The following is a 16,800-nucleotide window of genomic DNA, read 5'->3' as shown; positions in this document are numbered from 1 at the left end:
TGAAACAAAAGTGAAGTTAAAGGACTTATACTCATTTCTAAAAAAAGACTTGCAGCAGATTGAAGATCAGCTCGTAGAATCCGTTCGTTCCGATCAGACACAGATTCATACGGCAGGAGCTGAACTTTTAAAAGCAGGGGGAAAGAGAATCCGCCCTGTATTTGTTCTGCTTTCCGCTCAGTTCGGCACGTATAACATTCAGCAAGTGAAAAAGCCGGCTGCAGCTCTTGAACTGATTCATATGGCTTCACTCGTACATGATGATGTAGTGGATGATGCAGATATGAGACGTGGAAGAAAAACAGTAAAAGCAAAATACGATAATAAGATTGCCATGTATACGGGCGATTTTATTTTCGCATCCGCCTTAAAACTAATGACTGAGATCGAAATACCACGTGCGCATCAAATCTTGGCCCAAGGAATGAAAGAGATGTGTCTCGGTGAGATCGAGCAGATTAATGAACAGTATGATACGGATCAAAACATTAGAAAGTACTTCAAACGGATCAAACGGAAAACCGCACTTCTAATTGCGCTGAGCTGTCAGCTTGGAGCAATTACTTCTAAAGCGGATGTCTCTCTTCAAAAGAAGCTGTATGATTTTGGTTTCTCTGTCGGCATGGCTTTTCAGATTACGGATGATATTTTAGACTTTACCGCTTCTGAAAAGCAGCTCGGAAAACCAGCGGGCAGTGATCTGAAGCAAGGAAACTTAACATTGCCTGTGCTGTACACGATCTATCAGTATCCAGACATGAAAGAAAAGCTGGATGCTTATTATGAAACAAAAGAGCCTGCTCAACTAGCTGAACTGTTAAAAGATATTAAAGAGTTAGGCGGGATTGATTACGCGACGAAGATATCTGATAAATATTTAAAGCGCGCTAAATTGGCTGCCGAGTCTTTGCCAGAAACGGATGCCAGAGATAGTTTGTTAAAAGTAGCAGATTATATCGCTGGTCGAAAATTTTGAGTGATTGCTAATTTTTAAAATTTTTGGTACGATTTCTCTGGGGAACTTGTCCCACATATACATAGATGATAGGAGAGGGAATGCATGGAAAAAACGTTTTTAATGGTAAAACCTGATGGTGTTCAACGTGCGTTAATCGGAGAAATCGTATCCCGTTTTGAAAAGAAAGGTTTTCAACTTGTTGGTGCTAAACTAATGAACATTTCTGAAGATCTTGCAAAAGAACATTATGGTGAGCACAAAGAGCGTCCGTTCTTCGGCGAACTAGTTGAGTTTATTACATCTGGTCCAGTATTTGCTATGGTTTGGGAAGGTAAGGACGTTATTCTTACAGCTCGTAACATGATGGGCAAAACAAACCCATCTGAAGCGGCTCCTGGTTCAATCCGCGGAGACTATGCTGTACAAGTAAGCAACAATATCATCCACGGTTCTGACTCTGCTGAAAGCGCTGTCCGTGAGATCGGTCTTTTCTTCAAGGAAGAAGAACTTGTTTCTTATGATAAAGCAGTAGCAGTTTGGATTTAATTTTACATGGAAATGAAAGCGTTTTAACCGGCCGCCGCGCCGGTTTTTTTATTTTGAGGACCTTTAACTATGAGTTTGCCAAGATTCATTATTAAATTTACCTCTCTTCGTAATAATTTGACCGATTTGCAACGTAATTTCACCAATTCACCTATTATAATGACAAGTCGACTATAATTTACGAAAATCGACAACTTCCTACGGATAAAATAATAATATAAATGCACGAGCCATCTGTAATGTTCATTCATCTAGTATGCAAAAATCCGTATCAGCTTCCGATATATATGTGTAGAGATTAAATATGCATGGCAGCTGAATTGGAGAGAGACATATGGACACGGACTACGAAAGCTTTAAACAGAGCATTAATGACCAAACAGGAATAGATCTTTCCTTGTACAAAGAAGCGCAAATGAAACGCAGACTCCTTGCACTGAGAGACAAGCGATCATTTACAACATTTGCAGACTATTTTCGTGCACTCACAAAAAATTCAGATTTGCTTCTTGAGTTTTTAGACCGCATGACAATTAACGTTTCTGAGTTTTACCGAAATCCTGCTCGATGGGATGTGCTCGAGAAAAAAATCATTCCACTGTTAGTTGAAGACAGGTCATCTTTAAAAGTATGGAGTGCCGCATGTTCCACAGGAGAAGAGCCATACAGCCTATCGATGTTGTTATCAGATTACAAAAAAGGACTATCAAGGTTTTCAATACTTGCAACAGATCTAGATCAACAAGTGTTAGACCAAGCAAAAAAAGGGTTTTATTTTGAAAAAGCGATCAAAGATGTTCCGAGCGACAAAATTGCCCGACATACAACAAAAGAGGAACTTGGTATCAGCGTTTCAGATTCTATCAAAAAACAAGTAACATTTAAGAAGCAGAATCTGCTTTCAGATCGTTTTGAATCTGATTTTGATCTCATCGTTTGCCGAAATGTGATGATTTATTTTACGGAAGAAGCAAAAACGGTTTTGTATCAAAAATTCAGCAAAGCGCTTCGAAAAGGCGGTGTTCTATTTGTGGGAAGTACCGAGCAGATCTTCAATCCTGGATTATACGACTTGGAATCGGTAGAACCGTTCTTTTATAGAAAACTTAAGTAAAAAAAAATTGTAACGCTGTAAATCTGTTGACAGATTTCCTACAATAGTTTAATGTAACTGATAAGTTTAGAGCACATGTAATTGTGTCATTTAGTTTAGAGTTTAGAGCATAGTTGAGACAAGTTGAGAGAGTTTGAGTGGAGCAGAGCCGAGAATGGATATGTACATATGCCATGCGGGTTATTTCTGCATGGCTTTTTTGTTTGCTTCTTAAGAAGCATGTACATGTTCCCTTATAGATCGACCTCTTATATCCTCCTCATTCTCCGTATTTAACGGAGGTGCAGATATGATCATATCCTTTCCTATTCCGCCTTGAACGTTTTTGATTGTAGACAAAACAACCAAAACGATTAAGGGGTGTTCATATGATTTCAAATATCATTCAAAAAATAATGAAACACGAAACATTAACAGAAAATGAAGCTTTTTATTTTATGGAGAAATTAGCGAGTGGTGATGTTACAGATGCTCAAGCAAGTTCTGTTCTAAGTATCATGAGCTTTCGCGGTGAGACGGTAGATGAGATCGTTGGTTTTGTTAAAGCGATCAGAAAGCTCTCAAGAAAGGCTGAATCCTCACAACACCATGAACTGATGGACACTTGTGGTACCGGTGGTGATGGAGCATCGACTTTTAACATATCCACCGCTGTCAGTATCATACTCGCTTCCTTAGGGGTAAGAGTAGCGAAGCACGGCAACAAAGCAGTCACTTCAAAAAGTGGAAGCTCTGATGTGCTAGAAGCTCTAGGCATTCAAGCGTCAAGTAACCACTTTGAAGCCAATTCGCAACTGAATAAACACGACATAGCATTCTTGCACGCACCATATTTTCATCCGGCACTAAAAAAGGTTGCTTCGTTGAGGGGGCAACTCCCTTTTCGAACGATCTTCAATTGTATCGGGCCACTGTTAAATCCGATGGCACCGACGTATCAGCTGATCGGAGCAAGCAATGAAGAAGTTGCTGAAAAGCTCGCTGAAGTGATTAATAAGCTCGGGATCAAAAGAGCATTGATTGTTACAGGTAAAGAAGGCTTGGATGAATGCTCGATCACAGGTGATACACGGATGTTTTTAGTAGAGAACAACACAGTTGTAACGTTTACCTACACACCTGAGGAAGCAGGATTAAACCGAGGAAATCTAAGTGAGTTAACGGTAAAGAACAAACAAGAAAGTGCTGAGCTCATTCGTTCCATCCTACAAGGTGCAGGAAATGAATCAGCTCGTAATATCGTCATCCTAAATGCAGCTGCAGCTCTGTTTGCGTCAAAACGAGTCTCAAGTATTCGAGACGGAGTGGAGATCATCAAACAGTGTCTACGATTAAAATCCGCATATTATCATCTTGAAGAAATGACGAAAGAAGAGGCGAGTGCACATGTTAACTAAAATATTGAAACAAAAAGAAAAAGAAATAGCCGTTCTCCCTTCATTCAAGAAAGGTGAACTGGATTTTACCGATAAAGATCATCGACCTTTTGCTTATACACTTGCAAACTCTTTTAAAAGACCAGCGTTGATCGCTGAAGTGAAAAAAGCTTCACCATCAAAAGGAATCATAAAAGAAGATTTCAATCCTGTAGAGATCGCTGTTGAATATGAAAAAGCTGGCGCATCTTGCTTATCCGTCTTAACGGACACCGAGTTCTTTCAAGGAGATCTTCAATATTTAAAAGATATTCGCAATCATGTCTCGCTGCCTCTTTTAAGGAAGGATTTCATCATAGATGAAAAGCAGATCATTGAGAGCGTTGAGAATGGAGCGGATGCGATTCTGCTCATTGCAGCTTGCTTACCAAGTGAACGGTTAGAGAAGCTTCATGCACTAGCAACAGAATGCGGGCTAGAGTGCTTGGTCGAAGTTCATTCACATCAGGAAATCCAGCAAGTTTACGACGTTTGCAACCCTTCGATGATCGGAATAAACAACCGTGATCTTAAGACGTTCACAACAGATATCCAGCATACATTTTCTCTTCTTTCGTCTATAAAGGAAGAAACTCTTGTTATCAGTGAAAGTGGCATCAAAACAGCTTCAGATGTTAAAAGCCTATTCGATCACCGAGTGAACGGAATGTTGATCGGAGAAACATTGATGAGAGCGGACTCGATAGAAACTAAGATCAGAGAGCTTTATCATGACTGTTCAAATTAAATATTGTGGCTGTCAGTCTGAAGAGGACTATAAGCTGCTCATTGGAACAAAAGCAGATCTGATCGGGTTCATATTCGCTGAAAGTAAAAGAAAAGTCGATCCTACGAAAGTGAACAGCTGGATTGAGAAGTATGGAAAATCTAAAAAGCTCGTGGGCGTTTTTCAAAACGCAACTGTACAACGAATCAAAGAAGTAATCAGCACGGTTCCGATAGACATCATCCAATGTCACGGTACTGAAACGGTTGAACAGCTCAAGGAAATAAGAGTTCATTGCAACAAAGAAATCTATAAAGCACTACCTTTTAGTGAACACGTTTTAAATGAAATAGAGTTATATGGAAAAGCGGCAGATAGTCTTATCGTAGACTCAGTAGCTAAAGGGCAGTTCGGAGGTACAGGTATTCCTTTTTCTTGGGAAGAAGTTCCTAACATGATGAGAACAGCAGAAAGGATAGGAGTAACGTGTTTCATAGCTGGCGGAATCCGATCAGATAATGTTTCAGAACTAATAAGACTTCATCCGCACGGAATCGATTTGAGTGGTGGTATCGAAGAAAACGGAAGAAAAAGCTTAAAAAGAATAGAAACTCTTGAAAGGATGATAATGAGATGACTACAGCTACAGTACCTGATCATAGAGGAAGATACGGTGTGTTTGGTGGGAAATACGTCCCAGAAACGATCATGTTTGCACTTGAAGAGTTAGAGACGGCTTTCGATGAAGCCATACAGGATAAAGAATTTAATGAGCTTTTTCAAAAAGAACTAGCAATCTATTCAGGCCGTCCGACTCCCTTAACAAGAGCAGATCGTCTCAGTGAGTACAATGGCGGAGCATCGATCTATTTAAAGAGAGAAGACCTGAACCATACAGGAGCCCACAAGATCAATAACGCGATCGGCCAGGCGCTCTTAGCAGTAAGGATGGGAAAGAAAAAGATTATCGCTGAGACCGGAGCGGGTCAGCATGGTGTAGCAGCAGCGACCGTTGCAGCCAAGTACGGATTATCTTGTAAAGTTTATATGGGAAAAGAAGATATTAGAAGACAAGCACTAAATGTTTTTCGTATGAAGCTGTTAGGTGCAGAAGTGATCGAGGTCACGAGCGGCAGCCAAACGTTAAAAGATGCTACCAATGAAGCGATCCGAGAATGGGTTGCTGCGGTAGAAGATACATTTTATCTCATCGGTTCTGCTGTAGGACCGTATCCATATCCGAAGATGGTCAAACAATTTCAGCAAGTGATCGGTCATGAAACAGAGAGTCAATTTAAAGAGATTCATCACGAGAAGCTTCCAGATGCTGTTGTAGCTTGTGTAGGAGGCGGCAGTAATGCGATCGGCATGTTCGCGCCCTTTATCGAGAAAGAGGTTCCATTATACGGTATAGAGGCAGCAGGGATGGGTGTAGAGACGGCACAACATGCAGCAACGTTATCCAAAGGCTCAAATGGAGTGATTCACGGTTCATTGACGAAGCTTCTTCAAACGAGCGAAGGACAGATCACAGAACCATACTCGATCTCAGCGGGACTCGATTATCCAGGAATAGGACCGGAACACGCCTACCTTCATGAGACAAAAAGAGTAACGTATGAAGCAGTAACAGATGAAGAAGCATTACAGGCCTTAAAGCTTTTATGCGAGAACGAAGGAATCCTATGTGCGTTAGAGAGTGCTCATGCCGTAGCTTATAGTCTGAAGCTCGCAAAAAAAATGCGAAAAGATCAACATGTAGTCGTCTGTTTATCAGGAAGAGGCGACAAAGATGTTCATACTCTGATGGAATTTGAAGAAGGGGGCGAATAAAGATGAACAAGAGATGGGAAGTCTTTCAACATTCTTCAGATTATCGTTTCACTCCGTACATCATGGCTGGAGATCCATGTGAAGAAGCAACGATCGAACTGTCCTTAGCCCTAGAAGAGTGTGGAGCTCATGCACTCGAGCTAGGTGTTCCGTACTCAGATCCATTGGCGGATGGACCTGTCATTCAGAGGGCAGGTATGCGAGGTTTGGCACAAAACATGAATCTTGAAAAAACTGTAAAGCTCGTTTCTAAGCTTCGTGAAAGAGGATTGAAGATTCCGGTAATTATCTTTACTTATTATAATCTTTTGTTACAATTAGGAGAAAATCGTTTCCTGAAGTTAGCAGAGAACAGCGGTGTGGACGGGGTTTTAGTGCCTGATCTGCCGTATGAAGAAAGCGGATATCTACAAGAAATGTGTTCAGAGCATAACCTTGCTCTCATCTCGCTCGTTTCTCCTACAACCCGTGAAGAAAAGCTTGCAAAACTCAGCAGAGAGGCAGAAGGCTTTTTGTATTGTATCTCATCATTAGGTGTGACAGGAGTTAGAAGTGAGTTTAGAGCGGGACTGGATGATTTCTTAAAAGCCGCGAAACGAAACAGCCGTGTTCCTGTCTTAGTAGGATTCGGACTGTCTACGCGAGAACAGATCCAGCAGTTTGATGGCAGCAGTGATGGGTTCATCGTAGGTAGTGCGATCGTCAAAAAGATCGAGGAACTAGAGAGTGACCTGCTAACGAATAGGGAGGAAGCGATTAAAACGTTTAAATCGTATATTGAGTCTTTGCTGCCTGTCTATAGTCGTTAAAAAGGAGTGGGAAAATGCAGCCGAAACAGCAGTTGTTATCTTTAAAACCTTACAAACCAGGTAAACCAGTAGAAGAAGTGAAGCGTGAACTAGGACTAGAGAAAATCGTAAAACTCGCTTCAAACGAGAACCCTTATGGATGTTCGGATCTTGCGAAAGAAAAGATAAGAGAGGAGCTCTCACAGCTTCATGTATATCCTGACGGTTATTCAGCTGAGCTTAGAGAAAAACTCTCAAACCAACTTCAAGTGAAACAAGACCAAATCATTTTTGGAAACGGGTCAGATGAAGTGGTACAAATTCTTTGTCGTGCGTATCTATCTTCTGAAACCAATACCGTGATGGCAGCTCCTACTTTTCCACAATACAGACATAATGCTGTTATTGAAGGAGCTGAAGTGAGAGAGGTTCAGTTGAACGAAGGCAATCATGATCTAGATGCGATGCTTGAAGCGATCGATCAAAATACGAGAATCGTCTGGCTTTGCAACCCGAACAACCCGACTGGAAACTATATTCCGGAGTCAGAGTTTGTAAGCTTTATGGAAAAAGTACCGTCTGACGTGATCGTAGTAAGTGACGAAGCTTATTACGAATATGTATCAGCTGCTGATTATCCAAACACGCTAGATTACTTGGAGAAGTACAGTAATCTAGTGATCTTAAGAACGTTCTCAAAAGCCCATGGACTAGCTGCGCTTCGAATTGGATATGGAGTCGCTGCATCTTCCATCATCCAGTATATCGAGCCAGCTAGAGAACCTTTCAACACATCTAGAATCGCTCAAGCTGCTGCGATCGGAGCATTGGAAGATGATACGTTCATTAGAGAATGTAAAGAGAAAAACAGGAAAAGTCTTGAACTGTTTTATGCATTTTGTGATGATAAAGGACTGTTGTACTATCCTTCTGAAGCAAACTTTATCCTGATCGACGTAAAATCTGATGCAGATAAAGCGTTTGATTATCTTTTGCGTAAAGGATATATTGTTCGATCAGGAAGTGCATTAGGGTTTCCTACTATGATACGAATCACAGTCGGTGAAGAAGTACAAAACAAAGAGATCATCGAACATTTAGGAACGTATATTGACTCTGTTGTAGAGAAAGTAAACAAATAAGTTCTATGAAAATAGCCCGATCATTTTTGCTAACATCGGGCTATTTTCATAATTTTCAAAAAAGTGTTGCATTTTAAATAAGCTCTATTTATAATGAATGTAATATGGTTTCTCTCCACTCCTATCCATATTATACTTTCCTGACAGCGCTTACATGTCAGGACTTTTTTTGTCCTCATTTTTTATTTCCATTATATTTTCTATCATAAAAATCTCGTTTCTATCATAACTTGTCCTATAGAGAAAAAAAGGAGGCGAGCTATGCGATATATTATTGAGCGCCCGCTGCAATCGCTCGGTACAGATACTGTTCTTTCCTATCTAGTAGACTCTCAAAAAATCTCCTACGTCTCACAGGGCCCTCTTAGAATGAATGTGATGAAGATGTCTATGCATGGTTTAAAGATGATTCCTGGGCATATCAGTCCTCTTATGTCATTAAATAGATTGCCTATTGAAAAGGTAAGGCAGAATCTGGGTGAACGAGTTAGAATGGGTACGACCACTCTTCTAACATCTGCTGAAGTCAGCTACTTACATGAAGCTGAAACAGAGTTGAAACGAACGAGGCACTTATTAATATCCAGTTCGATAGACTATTGTATGGGTCTTAGCATGTCTCCAGAAAAAATCACTCCACAAATGATAAGTTTTTGCCGAAAGCAGAGAATTCCGTTCATCGAGTTGATCTGTAAAGATTTTACTCAGTTAACACATGTGATCTGGGAGAGGATCAGTGAAGCAAATTTTAGTTATGGAACAGTGATCTTCCCAACCTTTCCATCAGACATGGATCAGAAGTTGAAAAAAACGTGGCAAAGAAAATGGAACGAGCTATCTATTAAACATCAAATTCCAACACTTTTTCATGATTTGAGTGAAGCAGAACCGATCTCGTTGCCTAGTTTAAAAATGCTTGGTCTATACCCTGTAAAAGGCGGTCTGTTCGCTGGCAGTGATGCAGACTATTGTATTTACCGTACGGATGGTTTGAATGAAACGTTACAGGCTGTAATCGTAAGAGGCACAATCGTCTTTTCAGAGAATGTTCCAGAGAAGCACCAGGGATATGGAAAAGAAATTATTGTAGTAAAGCCACGTCGTTTTGGAGAATCTCTTATATCTCGTGTATAATAGTCACAAGAATACAAGGGATAAGGGAGTTTTATTAGTGAACGAAATCCAAGATGCAATAAGGCTTGTCGAACATGGTGACGTCGAAAAAGGGATGAGCTTATTAGATAAACTAAAACAAAAAGCAGGCGACCCAGAAAAATTTGAAATCGCAGAAGTTTACTTGAACTGGGGTCATACAACAGAAGCGATGAACCTTTTTAATGAGTTGCTCGAAAAATACCCTGGAGATGGAGAGCTGCTCGTATCCATTGCAGAATGCTGCTTGGATGAAGGCATGGATGAGAAAGCGATCGAGTATTTGGACCAAGTAACCGAAGAAGATGACGAATATTTAAGAGCACTCATCCTTCAAGCGGATCTTTATGAAAGTCTTGGACTGACAGAAGTAGCAGAACGTAAGTTGACAGAAGCGCATCAAAAGGACCAGAAACATCCTGTGCTCGCTTATGCTTTAGGTGATTTTTATTTAAGGCAAGGTAAATTTGATTCAAGTTTGCCACTATTAAAAGTAGCGATCGACGAAAAAGCTGAAATTGAAGATGTTACATTAAGATATGCCGAAGCACTAAGCAGAGCAGGTAAGTTTGAGGAATCACTTCCATTCTACAGAAAAGGTCTGGATCACCATAAAGACCTTTACAGTTTGTTTGGTCATGGAGTAACTGCTTTTAAAGCAGGTGAGTTTAAAGAAGCGATCGCAAGTCTTGAGGAACTAAAAGACATGGATCCTGATTATACAACCCTTTATAGTGTACTATCTGAAGCGTATGAAGAAGAAGGGGCACTAACAGAAGCATATGACGTTATCTCTGAAGGGTTAAAGAGAGATGAACATAACGAGAATATCTATCTGCAAGCTGCAAGGTTAGCTTATAAACTCCACAATCCTGAACAAGGAGAACAGTGGGTGAAACAAGCACTTGAACTCAATCCTACACGTATAGAACCGTTATTGCGGTTAGGAGATCAGTACATTTCTGAAGAACGATTTGATGATCTGCTCAGTCTCTACAAATCACTAGCTGAAACAAAAGAGGAGATACCGCTCATGTACTGGCATCTCGCTACAGCAAACAAAGAAACTGAAGATTATAGGGAAGCGGCAAAATGGTACGAAAAAGCATCTCTGTTATTTACTGAGGACCCGGTGTTCTTAGAAGAATATGCTTATTTCCTCATCGAGGAAGGCGACCAGAAGAAAGCGAAATCTATTCTGCAGAATCTGTTGAACAAAAGCCCTGAACGAGACGATATTGAAGACGTTTTAAATCGATTGGAAGATTTTTAAAACTTTCTGAAGTGAAGAAGGATTTTACGAGCAGTGAGAGAATATATTTATTATCAAGATGACGTGTTTTTGAATGATGGGGGGATTGCAATGAGCAGCACCGTTTCGGTCCTTGAAAAAAAGGATTTTATCAAATGGTTCCTTAATCATTATCAGTTAAAGAAGCGCGAATGTGTTTGGTTATTAAACTATTTAGTTAGTGATGACCAACTGATGGAGAAGGTACATTTTGTAGAGAAAGCTGAATATTGTCCAAAGGCCATAATCATGTCAACTCAATGCACAGACGGAGTTCCGTTCCGTTTTTACAAGCAAAATGTTCTAACGACTGATGCCGAAAAATCATTTCACGACATCCGCTTGAACCAAGAAGAAGAGATCTATCTTGAGCTTAATTTTAACGCATCACGTCTGACGCCCGAGTACGCTTCTGTATTAGAAGAGAACCCACACTTGCCACAGAACATGTCTATGGACAAAAAATATGGCATCTGGGCGGAAATGGTCTTAGAGAAGTCGATTGAAACCTACCGCAAGAATGATATTATGGCGAAGATCGATGCAGCACTAGACCAAAAGGATTATGATAGTTTTACAAAATGGACCAATGAACTAAAAAGTTTAGAAAAACAGCCATCCTAGTTGTGTGAAGGCGACTCTTAAGAAAAAGGGTCGTCTTTTTTGTGGGCTTACGTTTGCGCGCAATATTTTTAAATCTTGACCATGGAATATTGCACCCAATCCACGAAATCAGGCTTTGAATCCAGAAGTTTTTGCCTGCAATCCAAAAGTTTGATCACTTTATCCGCGAGTCGACATACTTAGACTTATTTCGACATCTACAAATCTACCTATTTTCCTAGCCAACCACATTATGCTAGAGAGAAATATGGTACGATAAGAAGCAGTACATACCAAGTAAGGAGATTTTTTTATGAAATGGAAAACAAAAGACGCAGATGTATTCTTAAAATCTGGTGAGTATGTAGATTCGATACTGATTCCGTTAACACCAGTCAGCTTCTCTCACGACTTCAAATCGAGCGTGACGATGTCCGAGTATACAGAATTGCTAACGTCAGAGATCGAGCGTCAGCTGCATGGCAGGTTGTTCTTATCCCCTAATTTTACATACGTAAAAAATGATCAGGCTCTTGAACGATTAACTAGTTTCTTAGAGCACGTAAAAATTTCCGGCCATTTCAAACATATCTTTCTGATGACTAGCGATGTGTATTGGAAGGAATTCGAACAGCAACTTTCGGGACAATTGTTTTGGGTACCCGCTCTGCCGCTAGAAACAATGGACGAGAAGTATAAATTAGAAGTGATAAAAGAGCAGGTAAAACCGTTGTTTCAGCTTATTTTCAACGATTGGCAGAGGAGTATAAATTCGTAATATTTACCACATGTCATATTGACATTAAAAGACAACATAAGCTATCATGTTTATGTCCTAGTAATATGTGTGTAAAAGTCCGGATGGACCGTCATTTACAGCATAAGGGGGGGAAAACAATGTCAAAGGAAGATATTTCAAGACGTCAGTTCTTAAACTACACATTAACTGGCGTAGGTGGATTTATGGCTGCCGGCATGCTTATGCCAATGGTCCGTTTCGCCCTTGATCCGATTTTGAAAGAGGGAACAGATCAAGAATTGGTAGCGGTTACGAGCGTGGAAGAGATTGCGAACGAACCAAAGCGTTTCGATTTTAAAATCAAACAAAAAGATGGCTGGTACGAATCTGATGTCACTCAATCTGCCTGGGTTTATAAAGCGAAGAATGGTGATTTTATCGCACTTTCTCCAATCTGTAAACATCTAGGTTGTACGGTAGACTGGAATACAGATCCATCGCACCCTAACCAGTTCTTCTGTCCTTGCCACTTAGGCCGTTATACGAAGGATGGAACGAATGTTAAGGGAACTGCACCTCTTGCACCACTTGATGTATATGACAGCCAGGTGAAAGATGGAAAGCTTTATTTAGGAAAGGCAAAACCAAGAAAGGGGGCGTAATGAATGCTACAAAAGATTTATGACTGGGTAGATGAGCGCCTGGATATTACGCCGCTTTGGAGAGATGTTGCAGACCATGAAGTACCTGAACACGTAAACCCCGCACATCATTTTTCTGCGTTTGTTTACTGTTTCGGTGGATTAACTTTCTTCATCACGGTTATCCAAATTCTTTCAGGTATGTTCTTAACGATGTACTATGTGCCTGATATCGTGAATGCTTGGGAATCCGTATATTACCTGCAAAATGAAGTGGCATTTGGAGTGATCGTACGCGGAATGCACCACTGGGGCGCGAGCCTTGTTATCGTAATGATGTTTCTACATACATTGCGCGTATTTTTCCAGGGAGCTTATAAGAAGCCAAGAGAATTAAACTGGGTTGTTGGAGTACTTATTTTCTTTGTTATGTTAGGTTTAGGTTTTACAGGTTATCTATTACCTTGGGATATGAAAGCGCTATTTGCGACTAAGGTAGGAATTGAGATCGCTATGACGATTCCTGTTGTTGGTCCGATCGCAAAGACATTCCTTGCCGGTGGAGAGATTATCGGAGCACAGACGCTTACGCGATTCTTTGCGATTCACGTATTCTTCCTTCCTGCAGCATTATTAGGCTTGATGGGTGCCCATTTCTTAATGATCCGTAAACAAGGTATTTCCGGACCGTTGTAAGAACAAACATAAGATTTAAAGTTTCATAAGAGCAAAGGAGGGAAATATATGCATCGCGGTAAAGGAATGAAGTTTGTCGGTGACTCTCGTGTCCCTGCTGAGCGCAAGCCGAATATTCCAAAAGATTATTCGGAGTTTCCGGGAAAAACGGAAGCGTTCTGGCCAAACTTTCTTTTAAAAGAATGGATGGTAGGAGCTGTATTCTTAATCGGATACCTTATCCTAACAATCGTCCATGAATCTCCTTTGGAGAAAAAAGCAGATCCTACCGATGCTGGATATATTCCTCTACCAGACTGGTACTTCCTATTTTTATACCAGCTTCTGAAGTACAAGTATGCGGCAGGGGATTATGTTCTTATCGGTACTGTTATTATACCGGGTCTAGCATTTGGTGCGTTAATGCTTGCGCCATTCCTGGACAAAGGGTTGGAGCGACGTCCTTCTAAACGTCCGATCGCAACTGGATTAATGTTATTAGGTTTGATCTCTGTTACATATCTAACATGGGAATCTGTTGTGACACACGATTGGGAAAAAGCGAAGACTCAAGGTAAGATCGTTGATGTAAGTTTTGATGAAAACGACCCTGGTTACAAGATCTACCAAAAGCAGAGCTGCGTAGGCTGTCACGGTAACACGTTATCAGGTGGAGCATCAGGACCATCATTGATCGGAACAGGTTTGAAGCCTGAAGAAATCATGAAAATCGCTAAAGAAGGTAAGCCACCAGGCATGCCGCCGAATGCGTTTAAAGGTTCTGATGATGAGCTAAAACAATTAGCAGAATTCATCTCAAAACTAGAACAGAAGTAAATGTTTGAAGCCGGCTCGGTATGGGCCGGCTTTTTTCTGAATGAAAACGAAACACAGTAATGATAAAGGAGTATGTGGTTATGGCCTGGATTCGAGCGATCATCATGGATCGAATGTTCTTACTAGCACTTCTTTTAATCAACATACTAGGCACGATCTACGGTTACTATTGGTACCTCTATCAGCTTCAAGAAACACCGTGGTACTTTTTGCCGTTCGTACCCGATAGTCCAACAGCATCTCTGTTTTTTGTCTTTGTCATCATCGGGTTTTTGAGGGATAAGCAGCATGGAGTGATCGAGGCATTGGCCGTTGCGACGCTTTTTAAGTATGGCATATGGGCAGTGGGGATGAATCTTGGTGGTGCTTTTGTTGGGACGCCTTTGGATCTTATAAACTACATGCTTATCTTTTCACACCTCGGTATGGCGGTTCAAGGTCTGTTATACGCTCCATTTTATAAGATCAAGGGTTGGCATGTAACGCTTGCTGCACTCGTTCTATTTCATAACGAAATCATCGACTACGTGTTTGATATGATGCCGCGATATGACATTCTTGATCCGTATCAAGACATGATCGGATACTTGACCTTTTGGTTATCTGCGTTATCCATCTTCATTGTTTGGAAGATGAGAAAAGCGTAGAACACGTTCTAATTCCTTATTAATAGGTCTATCCTTGTCCCAGCTCTCATACGTTTTAAGTATAAGGGTACAGGAGGGACAACGGATGAGAAGGTTTGGATGGGCATTGATGGTTCTTTGTATGGTTTTTGGACTTGCTATGCCAGTATTTGCATCAAATCATACAGAGACGAAGGAATGGTCTGAGATAAATGAGCTTACGAGTGAGATCTGGGAGCTTGGTAAGATAGAACGATATGAAGAAGCAGCTGGCGTGCTGCAGTTTACATCAGCTAATATCACTCATATAGAAGACGTCTTGTCCTTAAGACCTGAACAGAAGCGTCTCGTAGAATACACGTTCAGAGATGCTGTATCTTCTCTTCAGAATCCCGAGTGGTCGAAGGAAAAAAAGCTAAACAAGCTTACCGAAGTTCGTTTATTAGTGGATGCCCTTCAGACCGATTATGAACCGTTATGGAAAAAAACAGGGCTGATGATGCTCGAGCCTTTTATCACGATGGAAAAGGGAATCAGTGAAGATGATTCGGTGGCGTTTCATCAAGCAGCCAATCTTTTACTTGAACGTTACGAAACGGTCAGACCAGCTTTAATGGTTGACCTGAAAGATGAAGATTTAGAAAAGCTCGATGAACATGTTTCTTACGTTGATACGAACCGCAGTCAGATTCTTACAGATCCTGCTCATCAAAAACAGCTTGAGACAGCTGCTGCTGATTTTGAAGCACTGTTCTTCGCAAAAAAAGATAACTCAGAGCCATCGCTCTTTTGGCTAATATTTTCAATCGGTGGAATCATATCATCAACACTAGCTTACGTAGGATGGAGAAAATACAAAGGTGATCAGCAAGATGGATTGAGAGTGCCGGATAAACGTTAGTAGGTCATGAGTCATGCGTTTTCTTTGACAAACTGTGAGCTGAAAACGTAAAATGTGAGTATCAAAAGCTTTTTATATGGAGGAATGCCAACGATGGGTGGATTTTTAATCTACTTCGCAATTTTGCTTATCGTTCCAATCTGGGCTCAGATGCGAGTGAAAAGCACGTACAAAAAGTATTCGAAGGTGAGTAACAGCACAGGAAAGACTGGTGCAGAAGTAGCAAGAGAGATTTTAGACCAAAACGGACTCTACAGTGTTCAAGTAGAGCCAGTCAGAGGGATGCTATCTGATCATTACGACCCTCGCAGTAAAGTAGTTCGTTTATCTGAAGATAACTATTACGGAAGTTCGATTGCAGGCGCAGCCGTTGCAGCCCATGAAGTAGGGCATGCAATTCAAGATGCTGAAGGTTATGCGTTCTTACGCTTCAGACATGCTCTAGTTCCTGTAGCTAACATCGGATCTAACTTTTCGTTTCTATTGATTCTTGGTGGTATGCTTTTAAGCTCGATGAACATGTTCCTTTTAGGGATCATCTTCATGTCAGTAGCTGTATTGTTCCAGTTCGTTACACTGCCGGTTGAGTTTAATGCAAGCTCTCGTGCGATGGACCAGATCGTTTCAACAGGTCTGATTCGTAACAACGAAGAGCGAGGTGCTCGTAAAGTACTTAATGCTGCTGCCTTAACGTATGTAGCTGGTGCTCTTGTAGCATTACTCGAACTAGCACGTTTCATCTTCATGTTCTTAGGGATGAACCAAGACGATTAATATTAATCTAACAGTAAAGCTCCCGATACTTTATCGGG

The 16,800-nt window shown here is 40.8% G+C and carries 19 protein-coding genes; all 19 read left to right on the top strand.

Features of this window, described 5'->3' with window-relative positions; all coding sequences use genetic code 11:
- Positions 1-10: 10 nt before the first annotated feature.
- The 19 genes from IHV09_RS12530 to IHV09_RS12440 all read left to right on the top strand — a co-directional run bounded on the left by IHV09_RS12530 (position 11) and on the right by IHV09_RS12440 (position 16,762).
- The gene (locus tag IHV09_RS12530; protein WP_197130661.1) at positions 11-976 is read left to right on the top strand and encodes a polyprenyl synthetase family protein; all 966 of its coding nucleotides are present in this window, start codon (positions 11-13) and stop codon (positions 974-976) included.
- A gap of 84 nt (positions 977-1,060) precedes the next feature.
- Positions 1,061-1,504, top strand: coding sequence for a nucleoside-diphosphate kinase (gene ndk / locus IHV09_RS12525; RefSeq protein WP_197130658.1), 444 nt, complete (start codon positions 1,061-1,063; stop codon positions 1,502-1,504).
- A gap of 334 nt (positions 1,505-1,838) precedes the next feature.
- Positions 1,839-2,618 (top strand): CheR family methyltransferase, encoded by a 780-nt coding sequence (locus IHV09_RS12520; RefSeq protein ID WP_197264654.1) that lies wholly within the window; start codon positions 1,839-1,841, stop codon positions 2,616-2,618.
- Positions 2,619-2,986: 368 nt separating this feature from the next.
- Positions 2,987-4,015 carry an anthranilate phosphoribosyltransferase gene (gene trpD / locus IHV09_RS12515; RefSeq protein ID WP_197264653.1) on the top strand — a complete coding sequence of 343 codons (1,029 nt, stop codon included), beginning with the start codon at positions 2,987-2,989 and terminating at the stop codon, positions 4,013-4,015.
- Positions 4,005-4,781 (top strand): indole-3-glycerol phosphate synthase TrpC, encoded by a 777-nt coding sequence (gene trpC / locus IHV09_RS12510; RefSeq protein ID WP_197264652.1) that lies wholly within the window; start codon positions 4,005-4,007, stop codon positions 4,779-4,781. Before trpD ends, trpC begins: the two co-directional genes overlap by 11 nt.
- A complete protein-coding gene (locus tag IHV09_RS12505) occupies positions 4,765-5,397 on the top strand; it encodes a phosphoribosylanthranilate isomerase (protein WP_197264651.1) in 633 nt (210 codons plus the stop codon). The genes trpC and IHV09_RS12505 overlap by 17 nt, the downstream gene beginning before the upstream one ends.
- Positions 5,394-6,593 carry a tryptophan synthase subunit beta gene (trpB, locus tag IHV09_RS12500; protein ID WP_197130643.1) on the top strand — a complete coding sequence of 400 codons (1,200 nt, stop codon included), beginning with the start codon at positions 5,394-5,396 and terminating at the stop codon, positions 6,591-6,593. Before IHV09_RS12505 ends, trpB begins: the two co-directional genes overlap by 4 nt.
- 2 nt (positions 6,594-6,595) lie before the next feature.
- Positions 6,596-7,402 carry a tryptophan synthase subunit alpha gene (gene trpA / locus IHV09_RS12495; protein WP_197264650.1) on the top strand — a complete coding sequence of 269 codons (807 nt, stop codon included), beginning with the start codon at positions 6,596-6,598 and terminating at the stop codon, positions 7,400-7,402.
- A gap of 14 nt (positions 7,403-7,416) precedes the next feature.
- Positions 7,417-8,523 (top strand): histidinol-phosphate transaminase, encoded by a 1,107-nt coding sequence (hisC, locus tag IHV09_RS12490; RefSeq protein WP_197264649.1) that lies wholly within the window; start codon positions 7,417-7,419, stop codon positions 8,521-8,523.
- A 261-nt stretch (positions 8,524-8,784) separates the two neighbouring features.
- Positions 8,785-9,657, top strand: coding sequence for a hypothetical protein (locus IHV09_RS12485; protein WP_197130634.1), 873 nt, complete (start codon positions 8,785-8,787; stop codon positions 9,655-9,657).
- Positions 9,658-9,694: 37 nt separating this feature from the next.
- Positions 9,695-10,948 (top strand): tetratricopeptide repeat protein, encoded by a 1,254-nt coding sequence (locus IHV09_RS12480; RefSeq protein WP_197264648.1) that lies wholly within the window; start codon positions 9,695-9,697, stop codon positions 10,946-10,948.
- A 90-nt stretch (positions 10,949-11,038) separates the two neighbouring features.
- A complete protein-coding gene (locus IHV09_RS12475) occupies positions 11,039-11,590 on the top strand; it encodes a ReoY family proteolytic degradation factor (RefSeq protein WP_197130627.1) in 552 nt (183 codons plus the stop codon).
- Positions 11,591-11,882: 292 nt separating this feature from the next.
- Positions 11,883-12,347 (top strand): YpiF family protein, encoded by a 465-nt coding sequence (locus IHV09_RS12470; protein ID WP_197264647.1) that lies wholly within the window; start codon positions 11,883-11,885, stop codon positions 12,345-12,347.
- A gap of 119 nt (positions 12,348-12,466) precedes the next feature.
- Entirely contained in the window at positions 12,467-12,970 is a 504-nt protein-coding gene (locus IHV09_RS12465; RefSeq protein ID WP_137789058.1) for a ubiquinol-cytochrome c reductase iron-sulfur subunit, read from the top strand.
- Between the two features lie 3 nt (positions 12,971-12,973).
- Positions 12,974-13,645, top strand: coding sequence for a menaquinol-cytochrome c reductase cytochrome b subunit (gene qcrB, locus IHV09_RS12460; protein ID WP_066241815.1), 672 nt, complete (start codon positions 12,974-12,976; stop codon positions 13,643-13,645).
- A 48-nt stretch (positions 13,646-13,693) separates the two neighbouring features.
- Complete coding sequence (locus tag IHV09_RS12455; protein ID WP_197130621.1) at positions 13,694-14,461, top strand: menaquinol-cytochrome c reductase cytochrome b/c subunit; 768 nt, start codon at positions 13,694-13,696, stop codon at positions 14,459-14,461.
- 80 nt (positions 14,462-14,541) lie between these two features.
- Entirely contained in the window at positions 14,542-15,108 is a 567-nt protein-coding gene (locus tag IHV09_RS12450) for a DUF1405 domain-containing protein (RefSeq protein ID WP_197130618.1), read from the top strand.
- A gap of 85 nt (positions 15,109-15,193) precedes the next feature.
- Positions 15,194-15,988 (top strand): sporulation protein YpjB, encoded by a 795-nt coding sequence (locus IHV09_RS12445; protein ID WP_197130615.1) that lies wholly within the window; start codon positions 15,194-15,196, stop codon positions 15,986-15,988.
- Between the two features lie 93 nt (positions 15,989-16,081).
- Positions 16,082-16,762, top strand: a complete 681-nt coding sequence (locus IHV09_RS12440) for a zinc metallopeptidase (RefSeq protein ID WP_137789062.1) — start codon at positions 16,082-16,084, stop codon at positions 16,760-16,762.
- Positions 16,763-16,800: the final 38 nt, after the last annotated feature.

The sequence above is a fragment of the Fictibacillus sp. 23RED33 genome (genome assembly GCF_015903925.1).
Taxonomy (GTDB): Bacteria; Bacillota; Bacilli; order Bacillales; family Fictibacillaceae; genus Fictibacillus; species Fictibacillus phosphorivorans.
The sequence above is the reverse complement of the archived record's forward strand: the minus strand, read 5'-3'. Positions and strand labels throughout refer to the sequence as shown.

Bases quoted from the DNA above. Each gene is read 5' to 3' on its own strand.
- ndk (WP_197130658.1), top strand. From the start codon at position 1,061: ATGGAAAAAACGTTTTTAATGGTAAAACCTGATGGTGTTCAACGTGCG.
- IHV09_RS12520 (WP_197264654.1), top strand. From the start codon at position 1,839: ATGGACACGGACTACGAAAGCTTTAAACAGAGCATTAATGACCAAACA.
- trpD (WP_197264653.1), top strand. From the start codon at position 2,987: ATGATTTCAAATATCATTCAAAAAATAATGAAACACGAAACATTAACA.
- trpC (WP_197264652.1), top strand. From the start codon at position 4,005: ATGTTAACTAAAATATTGAAACAAAAAGAAAAAGAAATAGCCGTTCTC.
- IHV09_RS12505 (WP_197264651.1), top strand. From the start codon at position 4,765: ATGACTGTTCAAATTAAATATTGTGGCTGTCAGTCTGAAGAGGACTAT.
- trpB (WP_197130643.1), top strand. From the start codon at position 5,394: ATGACTACAGCTACAGTACCTGATCATAGAGGAAGATACGGTGTGTTT.
- trpA (WP_197264650.1), top strand. From the start codon at position 6,596: ATGAACAAGAGATGGGAAGTCTTTCAACATTCTTCAGATTATCGTTTC.
- hisC (WP_197264649.1), top strand. From the start codon at position 7,417: ATGCAGCCGAAACAGCAGTTGTTATCTTTAAAACCTTACAAACCAGGT.
- IHV09_RS12485 (WP_197130634.1), top strand. From the start codon at position 8,785: ATGCGATATATTATTGAGCGCCCGCTGCAATCGCTCGGTACAGATACT.
- IHV09_RS12475 (WP_197130627.1), top strand. From the start codon at position 11,039: ATGAGCAGCACCGTTTCGGTCCTTGAAAAAAAGGATTTTATCAAATGG.
- IHV09_RS12470 (WP_197264647.1), top strand. From the start codon at position 11,883: ATGAAATGGAAAACAAAAGACGCAGATGTATTCTTAAAATCTGGTGAG.
- IHV09_RS12465 (WP_137789058.1), top strand. From the start codon at position 12,467: ATGTCAAAGGAAGATATTTCAAGACGTCAGTTCTTAAACTACACATTA.
- qcrB (WP_066241815.1), top strand. From the start codon at position 12,974: ATGCTACAAAAGATTTATGACTGGGTAGATGAGCGCCTGGATATTACG.
- IHV09_RS12455 (WP_197130621.1), top strand. From the start codon at position 13,694: ATGCATCGCGGTAAAGGAATGAAGTTTGTCGGTGACTCTCGTGTCCCT.
- IHV09_RS12450 (WP_197130618.1), top strand. From the start codon at position 14,542: ATGGCCTGGATTCGAGCGATCATCATGGATCGAATGTTCTTACTAGCA.
- IHV09_RS12445 (WP_197130615.1), top strand. From the start codon at position 15,194: ATGAGAAGGTTTGGATGGGCATTGATGGTTCTTTGTATGGTTTTTGGA.
- IHV09_RS12440 (WP_137789062.1), top strand. From the start codon at position 16,082: ATGGGTGGATTTTTAATCTACTTCGCAATTTTGCTTATCGTTCCAATC.